The sequence below is a fragment of the Pseudomonas sp. BR20 genome (genome assembly GCF_050780135.1).
Taxonomy (GTDB): Bacteria; Pseudomonadota; Gammaproteobacteria; order Pseudomonadales; family Pseudomonadaceae; genus Aquipseudomonas.
On record NZ_CP172012.1, the window covers coordinates 537592 to 558134 of the forward strand.

Consider the following 20543-nt stretch of genomic DNA (forward strand, 5'->3'; position numbering starts at 1 on the left):
ACATACCCTCGGGGAAGGGGGATTTTGTTGGAACCCGACAGAGGGTCCCGGAACGAAAAAACCCGCCAAAAGGCGGGTTTTCGGGGCTTCCAGAGCATTCGGTGGAATGCAATGGAGCCTAATGTGGTGCCGGCACCAGGAGTCGAACCCGGGACCTACTGATTACAAGTCAGTTGCTCTACCAACTGAGCTATACCGGCGTGTTAGGGCGACGATTATAGCGACTGAAAAGGTTCTGTAAACCCCTGAAATCTGACTATTTTTGTGAAAACCCAAGTTTTCGCAAATCTCCCCGTATTTCTCCGTCCCATCAGCAAAAAATCAACGCTCGTGCATCGCCTCTGCACGGGATTTGATGATCGGCTTGAGCAGGTAGCTCAGGATGCTCTTCTTACCCGTGATGATGTCTACGGAGGCAACCATGCCCGGGATGATCAGCAGCGGCTTCTCATCGGTGCCCAGGTGGCTGCGGTCGGTGCGCAGTTTGATGACGTAGAAGGTGTTTTTCTTCTCTTCGTCCATCACGGTGTCGGCACCGATTGTCTCGAGTTTGCCTTTGAGGCCGCCGTAGATGGTGTAGTCGTAGGCGGTGAATTTGATCATCGCTTCCTGGCCGGGGTGGAGGAAGGCGATGTCTTGCGGGCGGATTTTGGCTTCTACCAGCAAGGTGTCGTCCAGCGGTACGACTTCGGCGATGTCGCTGCCGGGCTGGATGACGCCGCCCACGGTGTTGACCAGCATTTGCTTGACGATGCCACGCAGGGGCGAGGTGACCATGGTGCGGCTGACGCGGTCTTCCAGGCCTTTGGACGTGGCCTCGGCCTTGCTCAGGTTGGTGCGGGCTTCGTTCAGTTGAGCCAGGGCTTCGCTGCGAAACTTGCCGCGGGTCTCGTCGATTTTGCGCTGCACTTCGTTTATGGCGGCCTGGGCGCGGGGGATGGCCAGGGTGGTGCCGTCGAGCATGCCGCGGGTTTCCACTTCGGAGCGCTTGAGGCGCAGCACTTCTACCGGCGAGATCGCGCCTTGTTTTACAAGCGGTTCGGACATGCCGATCTCTTGGCGCAGCAGGTTCAGGCTGTTGCGGTATTGTTCCTGCTTGGAGGCGAACTCACGCTGCTCCTGCTGACGTTGCAGCAATTGTTGTTGCAGCCCGCCAATTTCGTCGGACAGTTGCTGGCGTCGGCTCAGGTAAAGCGACTCTTCGTTCGAGGCTTGGTTGGGCACCGCTTTGCGTGCGTCTTCGGTGATGTTCAGCGGGCGATTCTCGATCTCGGCGCTGAGGCGCTCAACACGCAGCTCCATGGCCACGCGGTCGGCTTCGGTTTCGCCGACGTTGGAGGCAAAGCGTGTGTCGTCCAGGCGTACCAGCGGCGCACCGGCCTCGACGATCTGCCCTTCGTGAACGTAGATCTGGGCGACGATGCCGCCTTCCAGGTTTTGGATCTTCTGGATGCGCGAGGAGGGGATCGCCTTGCCTTCGCCTTTGGTCACTTCATCGATGATCGCAAAGTGTGCCCACAGCAGCAGGAACACGAAGAAGCCGATCACGCCCCAAATGGTCAGGCGCACGATGCGCGGGGCGTCGTCGACCAGGGCTTTTTCGACTTCGGGCAAGGGCTGGTCTTCGAGCGAGTCGGTGCCCCTGAAATAGCCGAAGATGACGTCTTTCAAACGGCGTGAGCCGGAATTAAGCGACACTGATTTGCCCCTTTTTCAGCGCTTCCATAACGGCCGCTTTTGGACCGTCTGCGAGTATCTGGCCACGGTCGATCACCAGCAGGCGATCCACCAGGCTCAGCAGTGAGGCGCGGTGGGTAACCAGAATCACCGTCTTGTTCTCGATGACCGACTGCAAGCGCTGTTTCAGGCGCTCTTCGCCGGTGTTGTCCATGGCGCTGGTCGGTTCGTCCAGCAGCAGGATCGGTGGGTTCAACAGCAATGCGCGGGCAAGGGCGACGTTTTGTCGCTGGCCGCCGGAGAGGTTTTGCCCGCGTTCGCCCACTTGCAGTTCGTAACCTTGCGGATGCAGCCTGGCAAATTCATGCACGCCGGCAAGTTCTGAGGCCTGTAGCACCATTTCATCATCCACGTAGCGCGCGCCCGAGACGAGGTTGTCGCGCAAGGTGCCGGCCAGCAGTTGGATGTCCTGGGCCACATAGCCGATGTTATGACGCAATTCGCTGACATCGATCTGGCGAATGTCCACGCCATCGACCAGCAACGAGCCCGAATCCGGCTGGTAAAGACCGACCAGCAGTTTGGCCAGGGAGCTTTTACCCGAGCCGCTGCGTCCGATGATGCCGATTTTCTCGCCCGGCTTCACATTCAGGTTGATGCCGCGCAGCGCCAGGTTTTGTTGGTTCGGGTAGGTGAAGTCGACTTCGCGGAACGTCATCGCACCTTGCAGTGCCTTGCGGCTGAGCGGGCGTTCGTCGTAGTTGCGTTCTTGCGGCAACTCCATCATCTGGTCGACCGACACCATCGTCACCTTGGCTTGCTGGTAACGCGTCAGCAGGCCCGACAGCTGGGCCAGCGGGCCCAGTGCGCGGCCGCTGAGCATGTAGCAGGCGACGAGGCCGCCCATGCTGAGGACGCCATCAATGATTTGGTACACGCCGAAAATGATCATCGCCACGCCAGCCACTTGCTGGATCAGCAAGGTGATGTTCATGGCCAGGCCGGACAACACTTTGACCCGCAGTTCCAGGCGGCTGAGGGTGCCAATGGTCTGCTCCCATTGATACTGGCGTTCGCTTTCTGCGTTATTGACCTTGACCGCATCGAGCCCGGCGAGGGTTTCGATCAGGCTCGACTGGCGCTCGGCGCCCAGGGCCATGGTGCGCTCCAGTGTCGCAGTCAGCGGTTTTTGCAGCATGTGGCCGATACCCAGGGCCAGCGGGAAGGCGATGATCGGGATCCACACCAGGTGGCCGCCGAGCATGGCGATCACCACCAGGATGATCAGGGTAAAGGGCAGGTCGATCAGGCTCGCGAGGGTCAGCGATGTGAGGAAATCGCGCATCCCCTGGAATTCATGGATGTTCTGCGCAAAGCTGCCGACCCGTGCCGGGCGTACTTTCATCGCCATGCCCACGATGCGCTCGAACAGCGTCGCGGAAATGATCAGGTCGGTTTTTTTGCCCGCCAGGTCCAGGCATAAACTGCGCAGGCTCTTGAGCAGCAGGTCGAACAGGTAGGCGCCGCAAATACCAATAGCCAGCACCCACAGGGTCGAGGTGGCCTGGTTGGGGACTACGCGGTCGTACACGTTCATCACAAACAGCGGTGCGGCCAGGGCGATCAGGTTGATCACCAGGCTCGCGGCGATCGCGTCGGCGTAGAGCCAGCGCGAGCGCTTGAGGGTGTCTCGAAACCACGAGCGTGCACGCGGGATCAGCGTGCCGCTGGTGATGTCAAATTTGTGCTGCGGTTGGGCGAAAAATACCCGACCACTGTAATCTTGACTCAATACTTCACGGGTGAGGTGTACTTCGCCGCCGTCGCTTTCGCTGAGCAGCAGGCGCGCCGTGTCACCTTCCCATCCCAACAGCACCGCGCTGCGCCCTTCCTTGAGCAGCAGCATGGCGGGTAGCGCGATGGTCGGAATCTGTTCCAGCTTGCGTTGCAACAACCGTCCCTGCAAACCCGCCCGAGCGGCTGCGCGCGGCAGCAACTCGGGGCTCAAACGCTGGGCCGCCAGTGGCAGCCCAGTGGTCAGCATCGCGCGGCTGGCGGGTTTGTAATGCAGTGAGCAGAGTGTCAACAACCCATCCAGCAGGGGGTCGTCATGCTGACTGCGCGGGTCATGGTTGAGTTGCGCCACACCTATTTCAGAATCCAAGCTGACTCTCACTTAATGCAGTTGAGTGGTCCAACTCCGTCAAGAATCAGTTCATCCCTGGCAGGTTTACCGACGGTTTAATATCGTTTTGCACAACCGATGCCAGCGGAGCAACCACGCCCTGACTTTTCAGCAGTTGGCCCATATCAGCCTTGATTCGATACTGCGTATATAGCTGCAGGCTTTTGATCTGCGCCAGGCGCTGCTGAGCGGTGAACAGTTCATTCTCGCTGTCGAGCAAGTCGAGCAGTGTACGCTCACCGAGGCTGAACTGCTGCTGGTACGAGGTGCGCACTTTATTGCTGCGGTCCACGTATTGCTGCGCGATCGGCACCTGCTGGGTCGCGTTATTGTAGGCGTTCCACGCCAGGCCCAGCTCTTCGTTCAGCTGACGCAGGGCGTTGTTGCGGATATCCAGCGCCTGGGTGGCCTGGGAGGCCTTGGACTGCAGGTTGGCCTTGTCGCTGCCGCCGTTGAACAAGTTGAACTGCATGTTCAGCATGGCGGAATAGCCATTGTCATGGCCTTCTTCGCCGCCAATGTTGTTGTTAGCCGAGCGTTGCAGTACCGCATCAAAGCGCGGGTAGAAGGTCGACTTAGCGGATTCGTACTGCTTTTCAGCGGCGCTGATATCCGACTCGGCAGAGCGCAATACCGGGCTGTCCGCAATCATCTGGCGACGCGCTTCATCCAGGCTGGCCGGCAGCAAGGTCACAACACCCGATGGCTTCTCCAGTTGGTCGGGCTCTTGGCCGACCACGCTCAAGTAGTTGGTGTTCGCGTCAGCCAGGTTGGTCTGTTCGGTGATCAAGTTGTTTTGAGCTTGAGCCAGACGGGCTTCGGCCTGGTCCATGTCCGCCATTCTTCCGACGCCACGGCTGGTGCGCAATTTGATCTGGTCAAAAATACGTTCGTGGCTTTTCAGGTTGTCTTCTGCCAATTGCACCATCTCGCGACGGGTCAAGACATCCAGATAAACCTGGGCGACCGTCAGGGCGGTGCGCTCGGTAGTGTTGAGCAGTGCATAGCCACGGGAATTGGCGGTAGCTTGTTGGCGGCCTATTTCATTTTGGGTGCCAAAACCTTGGAACAGGTTTTGCTGCAGGCGAATGGTTGATTCGCCGCGGTTCAAGGTCTTCCATTCGTGGCTGTTGCTGGCTGCGCGGGTCGAGGTGTTATCCGAGCGTTCACGGCCATAACCGCCCAGCAAGTCGACTTTAGGCAGGTAGCCGCCTTTGGCTGCGTCGACTTGGTAGTCAGCAGCAATGCGTGCATTGACACCCGATTGGATCTCCGGATGAACTTCCACCGCTTTCTGCATCGCCTCTGTCAGGGTTTGAGCCTGTACGAAACTGGCGGCTAGAGCAAAAGGCAAAGCTTTGAATAAGTGCAAACGCATTGTGATTCTTCCCTGGGGATTGGTTGCCTGAAAAACCGCAACAAACTTGGAATAGTGCATTGGAGTGGCAACCGAAATCACTGCTTGTCATTGGAGCTGGACGGTGCAAACAGAAAGTCGCGATGCCGTTTAAATATCAATGTGACATTACCGGGCAGATTGTTTAGGATGGCTTCAAATAGGTCAATACCTTGACGGAAAAGTAATTTGCTGATCGAAATAACAAATTATTGACGCCAAATTTTTTTACATGGGATTAACGTACTCCAACTATTGAATCGGCACGAGAGAGAAAAGCCGGTCTCCATGATGGATACCCCTGAACGGTAATACACGGAGAGTCTTTTATGAGCAGCGTTGCGGTCGTCAAAAGCATTGTCGGTCAAGTGTTTGCGGTATCCCCGGAAGGGATTCGTCGCCTGCTGGTAGAAGGGGATCGCTTGTTCACTGGGGAATTAGTGGAAACCGGTCCTGGCGGCTCCGTGTCGCTGGAGCTTGCCGATGGCCGCACCCTGGACCTGGGTCGCGACAGCCAGTGGAGCGCGAACGCGCCTGACTCGGTGACCGACCTGAGCGCTGCCACTGCCCAGGCGGCACCCTCCGTTGCCGAGCTGCAGCAAGCCATCGCTGCCGGTGCCGACCCGACCCAAGACCTCGAAGCCACCGCTGCTGGCCAGACTGCCACCGGCGCAGACGGCGTTGCGGGCGGCGGCCACAGCTTTGTCGTGCTGGAAGCCACCGCAGGCACGGTTGACCCTACTATCGGTTACCCGACGAACGGCTTGAATGCCGGCGATGCCGCGGCCAATCAGTTCACCGCCGCTACCAATAATGGCGTCGACCCACTCAACGTCACCATCACCCTGACCGCCACGCCGAGCATCACCGAAGCCGGTGGCGTCGTGGTTTACACCGCGTTCATCACCCAGGCGCCGACCAGTGACCTGACCGTCACCTTGTCCAACGGCCTGTCCGTCGTGATCCTCGCCGGCCAGACCTCGGGCGCACTGAACGTCACGTTCGCGGGCAATGACACGCCTTACCTGGATGCCTCGTCGATATCCGCCACCATCGCCGGTACGTCCGGCGGCGGCAACCTGATCATTACCACGGACCCGGCGCCGGCGGTTACGCAGATCAATGACACCATCGACACCACCACCGTCACGCTGAGCGCGAACGCGTCGGTCGATGAGGGTGGCCAGATCGTCTATACCGCGACCGTGAACAACGCCGCGCAGACCGACGTCACCATCACGCTGTCCAACAACACCACTATCACCATCGAAGCCGGTAAAACCACGGGCACCGTCAGCGTCGATACGCCGGCAAACCTGGCCGACGGCAAAGACCTGACCGTCAGCGCCACCATCACCGGTGCGAGCGGCGGTAACTACGAAAACCTGGCGATCAACCCGGAAGCCGCCACGACCACAGTGGTCGCTGTCGACGATCCGAGCGTGCTGGTCGCGGACACCAACACCGTTGTCGAGGATCAGGCTGCCACTGGCAACGTGCTGAGCAATGACAGCGACATCGACAACGTGCTGACCGTCGCGACGTTTACCGTCGACGGCAACACGTATGCCGCAGGCAAAGTCGCCTTTATCGAAGGTGTCGGCTCCATCACCATCGGTGCGGATGGCGCGTATGCGTTTAACCCGGCCAAGGATTTCAACGGTGAAGCGCCACAGATCGGCTACACCACCAATACCGGTTCGAGCAGCACGCTGGACGTGACGGTGACGCCGGTTAACGACGCGCCGGTGGCAGAGGTCGTTGAAGCTGGCGGGGCTGAAGATTCGGCCCAGGGCATTGCGGTCAAACTGAGTGCGACCGACGTGGATGGCCTGGCGAACGTGAAATCGTTCACCGTCGGCACGCCGACCAACGGCACGTTCTACACCGACGCGGCCATGACCAAGCCAGTGACGGGCGCTATTGATGCCACCAATGGCGAAGCCACGGTGTACTTCAAGCCAAATGCGAACTTCAACGGCACTGCGGACTTCACCTACACCGCGACCGACAGCGGTAATGCTGACGGCAGCAATCCGCTGACTTCTGCGCCTGCCAACGGCACCATCACCGTGACTCCGGTCAACGACGCGCCAGAAGCTATCGCCACTACTGCGACCGGTTCCGAAGATCCGGCCCAGGGCATTGAAGTCAAACTTTCGGCTACTGATATCGATGGCGTGGAGAACGTGAAATCGTTCACCGTCGGCACGCCAACCAATGGCACCTTCTACACCGACGCGGCCATGACCAAACCGGTGACCGGCGCTATTGATGCGGTCAACGGCGAAGCCACGGTTTACTTCAAGCCAAACGAAAACTTCAACGGCACTGCGAACTTCACCTACACCGCGACCGACAGCGGCAACGCTGACGGCAGCAACCCGCTGACTTCGACCCCAGCCAACGGTACCATCACCGTGACCGCGGTCAACGATGCGCCGGTGGCTGATGCCACTACCGCGACCGGTGCTGAAGACCCAAGCGTAGGCATCGCGGTCAAGCTGTCTGCCACCGACGTAGATGGCCTGGCGGACGTGAAATCGTTCACCGTCGGCACGCCTACCAACGGCACGTTCTACACCGATGCGGCGATGACCAAACCGGTGACCGGTTCCATTGATGCGGTCAACGGCGAAGCGACCGTTTACTTCAAGCCGAACGAAAACTTCAACGGCACCGCGAACTTCACCTACACCGCCACCGACGGCGGCCCGCTGACTTCGGCTCCAGCCAACGGCACCATCAACGTGACTGCGGTCAACGATGCACCGGTAGCTGATGCCACTAGTGCGACCGGTGCTGAAGATCCAAGCGTAGGCATCGCGGTCAAGCTGAGCGCGACCGACGTAGATGGCCTGGCGGACGTGAAATCGTTCACCGTCGGCACGCCTACCAACGGCACGTTCTACACCGATGCGGCGATGACCAAACCGGTGACCGGTTCCATTGATGCGGTCAACGGCGAAGCGACCGTTTACTTCAAGCCGAACGAAAACTTCAACGGCACCGCGAACTTCACCTACACCGCCACCGACGGCGGCCCGCTGACTTCGGCTCCAGCCAACGGCACCATCAACGTGACTGCGGTCAACGATGCACCGGTAGCTGATGCCACTAGTGCGACCGGTGCTGAAGATCCAAGCGTAGGCATCGCGGTCAAGCTGAGCGCGACCGACGTGGATGGCGTGGCGGACGTGAAATCGTTCACCGTTGGCACGCCAACCAATGGCACCTTCTACACCGACGCGGCAATGACCAAACCGGTGACCGGCGCTATTGACGCAGTCAATGGTGAAGCGACCGTTTACTTCAAGCCAAACGAAAACTTCAACGGCACCGCGAACTTCACCTACACCGCCACCGACGGCGGTATTACTGACAACGGCAGCCCGCTGACTTCGACCCCAGCCAACGGCACCATCACGGTGACTGCGGTCAACGATGCGCCGGTGGCTGCGGACACTACGGCGAGCGGTGCTGAAGACCCAAGCGAGGGTATCGCGGTCAAGCTGAGCGCGACCGACGTGGATGGCGTGGCGGACGTGAAATCGTTCACCGTTGGCACGCCAACCAATGGCACCTTCTACACCGACGCGGCAATGACCAAACCGGTGACCGGCGCTATTGACGCAGTCAATGGTGAAGCGACCGTTTACTTCAAGCCAAACGAAAACTTCAACGGCACCGCGAACTTTACCTACACCGCGACCGACGGCGGTATTACTGGCAACGGCAGCCCGCTGACTTCGGCTCCCGCCAACGGCACCATCAACGTGACTGCGGTCAACGATGCGCCGGTAGCTGCGGACACTACGGCGAGCGGTGCTGAAGATCCAAGCGTAGGCATCGCGGTCAAGCTGAGCGCGACCGACGTGGATGGCGTGGCGGACGTGAAATCCTTCACCGTTGGCACGCCAACCAATGGCACCTTCTACACCGACGCGGCAATGACCAAACCGGTGACCGGCGCTATTGATGCGGTCAACGGCGAAGCCACGGTTTACTTCAAGCCAAACGAAAACTTCAACGGCACGGCGAACTTCACCTACACCGCCACCGACGGCGGTATTACTGACAACGGCAGCCCGCTGACTTCGACCCCAGCCAACGGCATCATCACCGTGACCGCGGTCAACGATGCGCCGGTGGCTGCGGACACTACGGCGAGCGGTGCTGAAGACCCAAGCGAGGGTATCGCGGTCAAGCTGAGCGCGACCGACGTAGATGGCGTGGCGGACGTGAAATCGTTCACCGTTGGCACGCCAACCAATGGCACCTTCTACACCGACGCGGCAATGACCAAACCGGTGACCGGCGCTATTGACGCAGTCAATGGTGAAGCGACCGTTTACTTCAAGCCAAACGAAAACTTCAACGGCACCGCGAACTTCACCTACACCGCCACCGACGGCGGTATTACTGACAACGGCAGCCCGCTGACTTCGACCCCAGCCAACGGCACCATCACGGTGACTGCGGTCAACGACGCGCCGGTAGCTGCGGACACTACGGCGAGCGGTGCTGAAGACCCAAGCGAGGGTATCGCGGTCAAGCTGAGCGCGACCGACGTAGATGGTGTGGCGGACGTGAAATCCTTCACCGTTGGCACGCCAACCAATGGCACCTTCTACACCGACGCGGCAATGACCAAACCGGTGACCGGCGCTATTGATGCGGTCAACGGCGAAGCCACGGTTTACTTCAAGCCAAACGAAAACTTCAACGGCACGGCGAACTTCACCTACACCGCTACCGACGGCGGTATTACTGACAACGGCAGCCCGCTGACTTCGACCCCAGCCAACGGCACCATCACGGTGACTGCGGTCAACGACGCGCCAGTACTGGGCAACGCTTCGACCAACGCATTCGGCGACACCTACATTGAAGGCAAGCCAGGCGGCTACGTGGCGGCGACCTTGACCGTCAGCGACGTCGACAACAGCACCCTGCAAAGCGCCAAAGTCACACTCGTCAACCACCTGGCAGACGATGTGCTGATCGCAGATGTCAGCAACACCAAAATTGCAGTCAGCTACGACAAAGCCACTGGCATCCTGACCCTGTCTGGTGAAGCCACCAAGGCGGAATACCAGGAAGTCCTGCGTTCGGTGCACTTCGCCAGCGAAAGCGAGAACCCGGACCCGGCCAATCGCACCCTGACCATCACCGTCAACGACGGTCAGCTGGATTCGGCACCCGTGACCTCCGTGGTGAACGTGGTTCCGGTGAACGATCCGCCTGAGGTCAAGTTCGACAGCACCACGTTCACTGAACAAAAAGACGCGGTCGCGCTGGTCGAAAACCTGACCATCAAAGACGTCGACAACACCACCTTCAGCAAAGTCGTGGTCACCGTCGACAACCTGGCTTCGGGTGATGTGCTCAGCAATACCGACGTGCTCAAGGCCCTGGCCGTTGCCGGCATCACCATCACCCAGAGCGGCAGCGCCGCCGACGGGAAAATCGTCTACACCCTCACCAGCGACTCGGCGACCGGCAGCAGCGCCGCCGACTTCGTCAAGGTGGTTGAAGCCATCACCTTCCAGAGCCCGGGCGACAATCCTGTCGGCACTGATCGTACCGTCACCATCGATGTGACTGACGTCGGCGGCGGCAACCTGGATCGCGAACCACCGGAAACCGGCAGCGCCACCGGCAAGGTCACTATCGACCTTTTCAACGACGCGCCGATTGCATCGGCCGACAACACCACCGCCGATGAAGACCATACGGCCAAGATTGTGCTGGACGGCAAGGACGTGGACGGTACCGTCTCCAGCTTTGTCATTACTACCTTGCCGGAGAACGGCAAGCTGTACAGCGACGCTACGCTGCAAACTGAACTCAAGGTCGGCGACTCGGTGCCAGCGGGTGCCGACGGCAAGGCGGCGGTTTACTTCGCCCCGACCGGCGACTGGAGCGGCAAAACCGAGCTGACCTTTACTGCGGTCGACAACGGCGGTAAATCGAGCACCGTAACCACAGCCGACATCACGATCGCGCCGGTTACCGACACCCCGCACTTGGGCCTGCTTGGCGGTGGCGTGGTGACCTCGATCAACTTCGACGGCGCCAATCTCAATGGTTCGTGGGGCGACGTCGCGGTAGGTAATGCTAACAACCCGGTCGTCAATGGCACCCCGAGCACTCCGTGGCTCACGGGGAATGCCGACGGCCAAGTCGAAATCGGCCAAAGCAGCATCTACGGCGTAGAGACCCCAGGCAACAGCCAGGTCATCGAGCTTGAGAAAAACGCCGGCGACGACTCCAGCCTGTACACCATCATCAAGGCGGAAGCTGGCACGGCGTACACCATCTCGGTCGACTACTCGCCGCGTGCGGGTGCCGAGAACAACTCGGTGATCGACGTATTCTGGGGCGGCGTCAAAGTCGGCACCCTGGACACCACCACCGTTGGCATGAAGACTTACACCTTCGTCGTGCCGGTCACCGCTGACGGCGATGCCAAGCTCGAATTCAAAGCCCCGGCTGGCGAGACAAACAACTCGTTGGGCGGCGTGCTGGATAACATCAACGTCACCCAGGTGCTGAACACCGGCCTGGAAGACCATGCGATCAAGCTGTCGACCATCGACGCCTACGCCACCGACAAGGATGGCTCCGAGACGCTCAAGCTGGAAATCAGTGGCGTCCCGCTCAACGCGACCATCACCGATGGCACGCCGGGTCACACCTTCACAGCGACAGCTGGCAATCAAAGCGTCGACATCAGCGACTGGAACAAGGCCACCCTGGTCTTCACCCCGGCGGAAAACGCCAACGGCCTGGTGAACCTGACTGTCACTGCGACTGCGCAGGACGGCACCGCTGATCCGAAATTCGAGTCGATCACTCTGCCGATCAATGTGATTGCAGTGAATGATGCACCGGAAGCCATGGCCACTACCGCGACCGGTTCCGAAGATCCGGCCCAGGGCATTGAGGTCAAACTTTCGGCTACTGATATCGATGGCGTGGAGAACGTGAAATCGTTCACCGTCGGCACGTCGACCAACGGCACGTTCTACACCGACGCGGCCATGACCAAGCCAGTGACGGGCGCTATTGATGCCACCAATGGCGAAGCCACGGTGTACTTCAAGCCAAATGCGAACTTCCACGGCACCGCGGACTTCACCTACACCGCGACCGACAGCGGCAACGCTGACGGCAGCAACCCGCTGACTTCGGCGCCAGCCAACGGCACCATCACCGTGACTGCGGTCAACGACGCGCCGGTGGCTGATGCCACTGCTGCGACCGGTGCTGAAGACCCAAGCGTAGGCATCGCGGTCAAGCTGTCCGCCACCGACGTGGATAGTCCGACGGACGTGAAATCGTTCACCGTCGGCACGCCTACCAACGGCACCTTCTACACCGACGCGGCCATGACCAAACCGGTGACCGGTTCCATTGATGCGGTCAACGGCGAAGCCACGGTTTACTTCAAGCCAAACGCGGACTTCAACGGCACGGCGAACTTCACCTACACCGCCACCGACGGCGGCCCGCTGACTTCGGCGCCAGCCAATGGCACCATCACCGTGACTGCGGTCAACGACGCGCCGGTGGCTGATGCCACTGCTGCGACGGGTGCTGAAGACCCAAGCGTAGGCATCGCGGTCAAACTGTCCGCCACCGACGTAGACAGTCCGACGGACGTTAAATCGTTCACCGTCGGCACGCCAACCAATGGCACCTTCTACACCGATGCGGCGATGACCAAACCGGTGACCGGTTCCATTGACGCGGTCAACGGCGAAGCCACGGTTTACTTCAAACCGAACGAAAACTTCCACGGCACCGCGGACTTCACCTACACCGCGACCGACGGCGGCAACGCTGACGGCACCAACCCGCTGACCTCGGCGCCAGCCAACGGCACCATCACCGTGACTGCGGTCAACGACGCGCCGGTGGCTGATGCCACTGCTGCGACCGGTGCTGAAGACCCAAGCGTAGGCATCGCGGTCAAGCTGTCCGCCACCGACGTGGATAGTCCGACGGACGTGAAATCGTTCACCGTCGGCACGCCTACCAACGGCACCTTCTACACCGACGCGGCCATGACCAAACCGGTGACCGGTTCCATTGATGCGGTCAACGGCGAAGCGACTGTTTACTTCAAACCGAACGAAAACTTCCACGGCACCGCGGACTTCACCTACACCGCCACCGACGGCGGCCCGCTGACTTCGGCGCCAGCCAATGGCACCATCACCGTGACTGCGGTCAACGACGCGCCGGTGGCTGCGGAAACTGCTGCGACCGGTGCTGAAGACCCAAGCGTAGGCATCGCGGTCAAACTGTCCGCGACCGACGTAGACAGTCCGACGGACGTTAAATCGTTCACTGTCGGCACGCCAACCAATGGCACCTTCTACACCGATGCGGCGATGACCAAACCGGTGACCGGTTCCATTGACGCAGTCAACGGCGAAGCGACTGTTTACTTCAAACCGAACGAAAACTTCCACGGCACCGCGGACTTCACCTACACCGCGACCGACGGCGGCAACGCTGACGGCACCAACCCGCTGACCTCGGCGCCAGCCAACGGCACCATCACCGTGACTGCGGTCAACGATGCGCCGGTGGCTGAAGCTACTACTGCGACGGGTGCTGAAGACCCAAGCGTAGGCATCGCGGTCAAACTGTCCGCCACCGACGTAGACAGTCCGACGGACGTGAAATCCTTCACTGTCGGCACGCCTACCAACGGCACCTTCTACACCGACGCGGCCATGACCAAACCGGTGACCGGTTCCATTGATGCGGTCAACGGCGAAGCGACTGTTTACTTCAAACCGAACGAAAACTTCCACGGCACCGCGGACTTCACCTACACCGCCACCGACGGCGGCCCGCTGACTTCGGCGCCAGCCAATGGCACCATCACCGTGACTGCGGTCAACGACGCGCCGGTGGCTGATGCCACTGCTGCGACCGGTGCTGAAGACCCAAGCGTAGGCATCGCGGTCAAACTGTCCGCGACCGACGTAGACAGTCCGACGGACGTGAAATCCTTCACTGTCGGCACGCCTACCAACGGCACCTTCTACACCGACGCGGCGATGACCAAACCGGTGACCGGTTCCATTGACGCGGTCAACGGCGAAGCGACTGTTTACTTCAAACCGAACGAAAACTTCCACGGCACCGCGGACTTCACCTACACCGCCACCGACGGCGGCCCGCTGACTTCGGCGCCAGCCAATGGCACCATCACCGTGACTGCGGTCAACGACGCGCCGGTGGCTGATGCCACTGCTGCGACGGGTGCTGAAGACCCAAGCGTAGGCATCGCGGTCAAGCTGTCCGCCACCGACGTAGACAGCCCGACGGACGTGAAATCGTTCACCGTCGGCACGCCAACCAATGGCACGTTCTACACCGACGCGGCCATGACCAAACCGGTGACCGGCTCGATTGACGCAGTCAACGGCGAAGCCACGGTTTACTTCAAGCCAAACGCGGACTTCAACGGCACGGCGAACTTCACTTACACCGCGACCGACGGCGGTAACGCTGACGGCAGCAGCCCGCTGACCTCGGCTCCAGCCAACGGCACCATCAACGTGACTGCGGTCAACGATGCGCCGACTGCGAGCAATGGCCACATAGAAAGCAGCGAAGACACTTCAGTCGAGCTGAAATGGTCGACGTTCGGGGTCAATGATGTGGATTCCACGGACCTGAAAGTCGTCTTCACCAGCCTGCCCAGCGGTGCCATTGAGTACAAAGTCGACGGTGTTTGGGTCCAGCTCAACGCAGCTGATCTGAAAACCGATACGTCGCCGGGCAAGGCCTTCAGCCAGGCCGACTTCGACAATCACAATGTGCGTTACAGCCCAGCAGCCAACGAGTCGGGTGATAGCAGCTTCGGCAACACCGGCGTCGGTAACAAGCAGGGTGATTACACCGAGCTGAAGTTCCAGGCTACCGACGGCCAGCTCAACAGCGACACTCAAACCATCACCGTGGATATCCACCCAGTGACGGACGTTCCTGTCGTGACGGTCGGCTCGTTCGGTGACGTGCCAACCGGCTTGACCATTCAAACCTGGACCGGCGGGAACCTGCCTGGTGCATTGGGTACGAACGGTAATGGTGTTGTTCAGTCCAGCGATTTGATCCGGGTCATCAACGCCCAAACCCCTGGCAGCGCAGCCTCCACGGGTGTGACCGCAAACGTGAGTAACGGTAATGTGGTGGAGCACACTGCGACCAAAGTCTCTGGCCTGATTTACCTGGAAGCCGGCAAGAGCTACAGCTTCACCGGCAGCGCCGATGACAGCATGGCGGTTACCGTCGGCGGCAAGTTGGTGTCGACCGAGACCTGGAGCCAGGGCAGCGGGATCAACGCAACCCCGTTTACGCCGACAGAGTCGGGTTATTACACCCTCGACATCTATCACTACAACCAGGCCGGCCCGGGCAACTACGACGTCAATGTCTCGATCAACAACGGCCCGTCGATGGCGTTGGGCAGCAGCGGCGTGCAGACCTATACCAGCCTGGACGCGTTGAAAGCCGCCGGGGCGGTCTTTGACGACGCTCACGTGGTCAACGGAGAAGGCTATTACACCGGCTACGTTTACAACCACGGCCTGGAAGACAGCGCGATCAAGATCAGCCCGATCACGACCACGTTTGTCGACAATGACCAGTCGGAATCGCACAAGGTAGAAATCAGCGGCCTGCCTGAAGGCGCTGTAATTACCGACGGCGCCACGGGCCACAGCTATACCTCGACGGGCGCGACCACCCAGTACGATGTCAGCAATTGGAACCTGGCTACCTTGACCGTCACTCCGGCCAAGGATGCGACGGCCAATTTCGATCTGACTGTGACGGCAACAGCCAAAGAGTTGAGCACGCAGGTTGAAGAAGTCACGACTGGCAAGGTGAGCGTCGTGGTCACTGCGGTCAACGATGCGCCAGTGGCGATCGCCACCACGGCGAGCGGTGCTGAAGACCCAAGTGTCGGGATCGCGGTCAAGCTGTCCGCCACCGATGTCGATGGTCTGGCCAACGTCAAGTCGTTCAACGTCGGCACGTCGACCAATGGCACCTTCTATACCGATGCGGTCATGACTAAACCGGTGACCGGCGCTATTAACGCGGTCAACGGCGAAGCCACCGTGTACTTCAAGCCAAACGCGAACTTCAACGGCACGGCGAACTTTACCTACACCGCGACCGACAGCGGCAACGCTGACGGTACCAACGTACTGACCTCGCCAGCGGCCAACGGCACCATCACCGTGACTCCGGTCAACGACGCGCCGGTTGCAGCGGCGACTACCGCGACCGGTGCTGAAGACCCAAGTGTAGGTATCGCGGTCAAGCTGAGCGCGACCGACGTGGATGGCCTGGCGAACGTGAAGTCCTTCACTGTCGGCACGCCAACCAATGGCACCTTCTACACCGACGCGGCCATGACCAAAGCGGTGACCGGCGCCATTAACGCGGTCAACGGCGAAGCCACCGTGTACTTCAAGCCAAACGCGAACTTCAACGGCACGGCGAACTTCACCTACACCGCGACCGACAGCGGCAACGCTGACGGTACCAGCGTACTGACCTCGCCAGCGGCCAACGGCACCATCACCGTGACTCCGGTCAACGACGCGCCGGTTGCAGCGGCGACTACCGCGACCGGTGCTGAAGACCCAAGCGTAGGTATCGCAGTCAAGTTGAGCGCGACCGACGTGGATGGCCTGGCGAACGTGAAGTCCTTCACTGTCGGCACGCCAACCAATGGCACCTTCTACACCGACGCAGCGATGACCAAAGCGGTGACCGGCGCTATTAACGCGGTCAACGGCGAAGCCACCGTGTACTTCAAGCCGAACGCGAACTTCAACGGCACGGCGAACTTTACCTACACCGCGACCGACAGCGGCAACGCTGACGGTACCAACGTACTGACCTCGCCAGCGGCCAACGGCACCATCACCGTGACTCCGGTCAACGACGCGCCGGTTGCAGCGGCGACTACCGCGACCGGTGCTGAAGACCCAAGTGTAGGTATCGCGGTCAAGCTGAGCGCGACCGACGTGGATGGCCTGGCGAACGTGAAGTCCTTCACTGTCGGCACGCCAACCAATGGCACCTTCTACACCGACGCGGCCATGACCAAAGCGGTGACCGGCGCCATTAACGCGGTCAACGGCGAAGCCACCGTGTACTTCAAGCCAAACGCGAACTTCAACGGCACGGCGAACTTCACCTACACCGCGACCGACAGCGGCAACGCTGACGGTACCAGCGTACTGACCTCGCCAGCGGCCAACGGCACCATCACCGTGACTCCGGTCAACGACGCGCCGGTTGCAGCGGCGACTACCGCGACCGGTGCTGAAGACCCAAGCGTAGGTATCGCAGTCAAGTTGAGCGCGACCGACGTGGATGGCCTGGCGAACGTGAAGTCCTTCACTGTCGGCACGCCAACCAATGGCACCTTCTACACCGACGCAGCGATGACCAAAGCGGTGACCGGCGCTATTAACGCGGTCAACGGCGAAGCCACCGTGTACTTCAAGCCGAACGCGAACTTCAACGGCACGGCGAACTTCACCTACACCGCGACCGACAGCGGCAACGCTAACGGCAGCAATCCGCTGACCTCGGCCCCGGCTAACGGCACCATCACCGTGACCTCGGTCAACGACGCACCGACCCTGGACCTGAGCACCGCAGACGGCTCCGTCCTCACCGGCTACAGCGCGGCCTACACCGAGCGCGGTACCGGTGGCGTAGCGATCACTGGCAAAGTAGCCATTGGTGACGTCGACAGCACCCAGATGCAAAGCGCGACCATCACCTTGAAAAACGCCAGCGCGGGCGACCAACTCAGCTCGAACCTGGTGACAGTGGGCGGTACTTACAAAGGCGTCACCCTGACCAGCGTCGGTACTGACGTCAGTGGCAAAATCGTCCTGACCCTGTCGGGTGCGGCTGACTCGGCCACCTACAAGTCGCTGCTTGAGTCGTTCCAGTACTCCAGCACCAGCAAGTATCCGACTACGGGTGATCGCACCGTCGAGATCTCGGTGAAGGACAACGAAGGTTCTGACAGCCTGAGTTCGTCGGTGGCGACCAGCACCATTACCGTTGCGCCACAGGCTTATGTGGTGACTGAAGGCGGCGGTGCTGCTGATGTCATCGACCTGAGCAGCACCTCGGCCAACAACGTGGTGGTCGGCGACAAAGGCGGTATCGTCAATGCGGGCAGCAACTACAACATTGCCTTCATCGTCGATACCTCGGGCAGTATCGGCACCAGTGCGATGAAGTCGATCAAGGCGCAGCTTGAGACCGTGTTCGATACCTTGATCAGCAATGCCGGTAAAAGCGACTCGGGTGTTGTGAAGGTACTGTTGGTCGACTTCGATACTCGGGTCGAAGCGCAGGTCTCGGTCAACCTTGCCGATAAGGATGCCGCTAAAGCTGCCTTGCAGGCTGTGTTGACTCAGATGACGTCAAAGTCGAGCGACATGACCAACTATCAGGATGCGTTCAACGCCGCCACCAACTGGTTCAAAGGCGACGAAGCTACGAGCAACGTGGGTGCGAAAAACCTGACGTACTTCATTACCGACGGTGAGCCGAACATGTACACCGCCATTCAGGGTAACCCTCTCCTGGGCTCGACCAGTTGGTTCGGCTCGAATGTTTACTTTGATAGCATCGTCAATAGCGCCAATTACGTCTTGGGTCAGACCAACTCGGTCACAACGACAATCAACGGCAGGACGCAGGTGATTGTCGATGGCGACGGCAAGGTCTATTCCTACGATGGTTGGGGTAATAAAAACCTCGAAGGCACCGTGGTGGCCAACAGCAGCGGCGGTTTTGACGTCGCGTCGGTCTATAACAACTCCAGCACCGCCATGAGCAACGCCCAGTCGGCCTACTCCGATCTGGTCAACGCGGTTCCAGGCAAGGTTGTCGTCGAGGCCATCGGTTTGGGCTCGAACATTGATAGCACTGTGCTCAGGCAGTTTGATACCGATCATAGCGTCGCCACGATCGACACTGCGAAGCTGGCGGATGCCATCACCGGCCACGCGGCCGATACCGGCGCCGACACCCTCACCGGTGGTTCGGGTAACGACATCCTGTTCGGCGACCTGATCAGCTACAACAACCTTGAAGGCAGTGCTGCACTCAAGGCGTTCGCGGCCGACAAACTGTCCACAACCGTCGACCACATCGACGACCGCACCTTGCACCAGTTCATCAGCGAGCACGTCGCCGATGTCGGCGCATTGGCCAGCGCGTCGAACATCTACGGTACTAGCGATGGTGCTGACAAACTGATCGGCAACGTCGGCGACGACATTCTGTTCGGCCAAGGCGGTAACGATGTGCTCTCCGGCGGTGCGGGTAACGACATCCTGGTAGGCGGCAAGGGCAACGACACCCTTACCGGCGGCGCGGGGGCGGATACCTTCGTGTGGCTCAAAGGGGATACCAACACCGGGACTGGCGTCGATACCATCACCGACTTCAAGCACGGCGAAGGCGATAAGTTGGACCTGTCCGATTTGCTGCAAGGCAGTAACGACGCCAACCTGTCCAGCTACCTGAAGTTGACCACCGACTCGTCAGGCTCGACGCTGAGTGTCAGCAGCACCGGTTCGTTCACGGCGGGTGGCACGGCCGATGTCACGATCAAGGTCGATGGCGTTAACTGGGGCAATGGCAGTGCCGCGATCAACAACCTGATCGCCGGTGGTGACCTGACAGTCAAGCATCACGACTGATCACCCTGGAGCGCCAATCTTTCGGGATTGGTGCTCCACGGGCACCAGCTTTGGGAAAATGTGTGTAATCTCTGTGGGAGCCAGGTGCGGCGCCTGCAGGGATTTTTTATTGGGAGAACGCTGATGTTCTACGTGCAACGCGATCAATACAACGCTTTGGTCCGCGTCGAGGCGCAGGCTTTCGCCGAATCCACCGGGACTCTACCGGCGGATCATCAGGACATTCAGGCGTGGTTTGCCACGGATGTGATCGACAACAGCCTCAAACAGCTCCAACAGAGCGACTCCGAGATGATTCGGGTGCTCGATGACTTGATTCAGGTGCTGACGGCCAAGGGCGTGATCCGCATCACGGACTTGCCGCCCGCCGCGCAGGTCAAGGTGATGGAGCGTACCCAAGCACGGACGGCGCTGGGCGGGTTGAGTGAGCTGATCAATGACGATGAAAGCGGTTTGATCTGAGGCGAGCGCACCTCCTTAACGGCATGAGCGTCAAGGAGGCATG

Annotated in this window: 5 protein-coding genes and 1 tRNA gene; 2 read left to right on the forward strand and 4 right to left on the reverse strand. The window is 60.1% G+C overall.

Features of this window, described 5'->3' with window-relative positions; genetic code table 11:
- Nucleotides 1-124: 124 nt before the first annotated feature.
- The 4 genes from ACHPFG_RS02415 to ACHPFG_RS02430 all read right to left on the reverse strand — a co-directional run bounded on the left by ACHPFG_RS02415 (nt 125) and on the right by ACHPFG_RS02430 (nt 5240).
- A tRNA-Thr gene (locus tag ACHPFG_RS02415) sits at nt 125-200 on the reverse strand.
- A 121-nt stretch (nt 201-321) separates the two neighbouring features.
- Complete coding sequence (locus tag ACHPFG_RS02420; RefSeq protein WP_431701522.1) at nt 322-1698, reverse strand: HlyD family type I secretion periplasmic adaptor subunit; 1377 nt, start codon at nt 1696-1698, stop codon at nt 322-324.
- Nucleotides 1688-3841 carry a type I secretion system permease/ATPase gene (locus tag ACHPFG_RS02425; protein WP_431701523.1) on the reverse strand — a complete coding sequence of 718 codons (2154 nt, stop codon included), beginning with the start codon at nt 3839-3841 and terminating at the stop codon, nt 1688-1690. Before ACHPFG_RS02425 ends, ACHPFG_RS02420 begins: the two co-directional genes overlap by 11 nt.
- 46 nt (nt 3842-3887) lie before the next feature.
- On the reverse strand, nt 3888-5240 hold the full coding sequence (locus ACHPFG_RS02430; protein WP_431701524.1) for a TolC family outer membrane protein: 1353 nt from the start codon (nt 5238-5240) through the stop codon (nt 3888-3890).
- A 347-nt stretch (nt 5241-5587) separates the two neighbouring features.
- Here ACHPFG_RS02430 and ACHPFG_RS02435 point away from each other — a divergent pair, with 347 nt between their 5' ends.
- Together ACHPFG_RS02435 and ACHPFG_RS02440 are read left to right on the forward strand one after the other, a co-directional pair.
- On the forward strand, nt 5588-20038 hold the full coding sequence (locus tag ACHPFG_RS02435; RefSeq protein ID WP_431701525.1) for a retention module-containing protein: 14451 nt from the start codon (nt 5588-5590) through the stop codon (nt 20036-20038).
- A 123-nt stretch (nt 20039-20161) separates the two neighbouring features.
- Nucleotides 20162-20500: a hypothetical protein gene (locus ACHPFG_RS02440; RefSeq protein ID WP_017849960.1), complete on the forward strand. Its 339-nt coding sequence runs from the start codon at nt 20162-20164 to the stop codon at nt 20498-20500.
- Nucleotides 20501-20543 lie beyond the last annotated feature (43 nt).

Bases quoted from the DNA above. Each gene is read 5' to 3' on its own strand.
- ACHPFG_RS02430 (WP_431701524.1), bottom strand. From the start codon at position 5,240: ATGCGTTTGCACTTATTCAAAGCTTTGCCTTTTGCTCTAGCCGCCAGT.
- ACHPFG_RS02435 (WP_431701525.1), top strand. From the start codon at position 5,588: ATGAGCAGCGTTGCGGTCGTCAAAAGCATTGTCGGTCAAGTGTTTGCG.
- ACHPFG_RS02440 (WP_017849960.1), top strand. From the start codon at position 20,162: ATGTTCTACGTGCAACGCGATCAATACAACGCTTTGGTCCGCGTCGAG.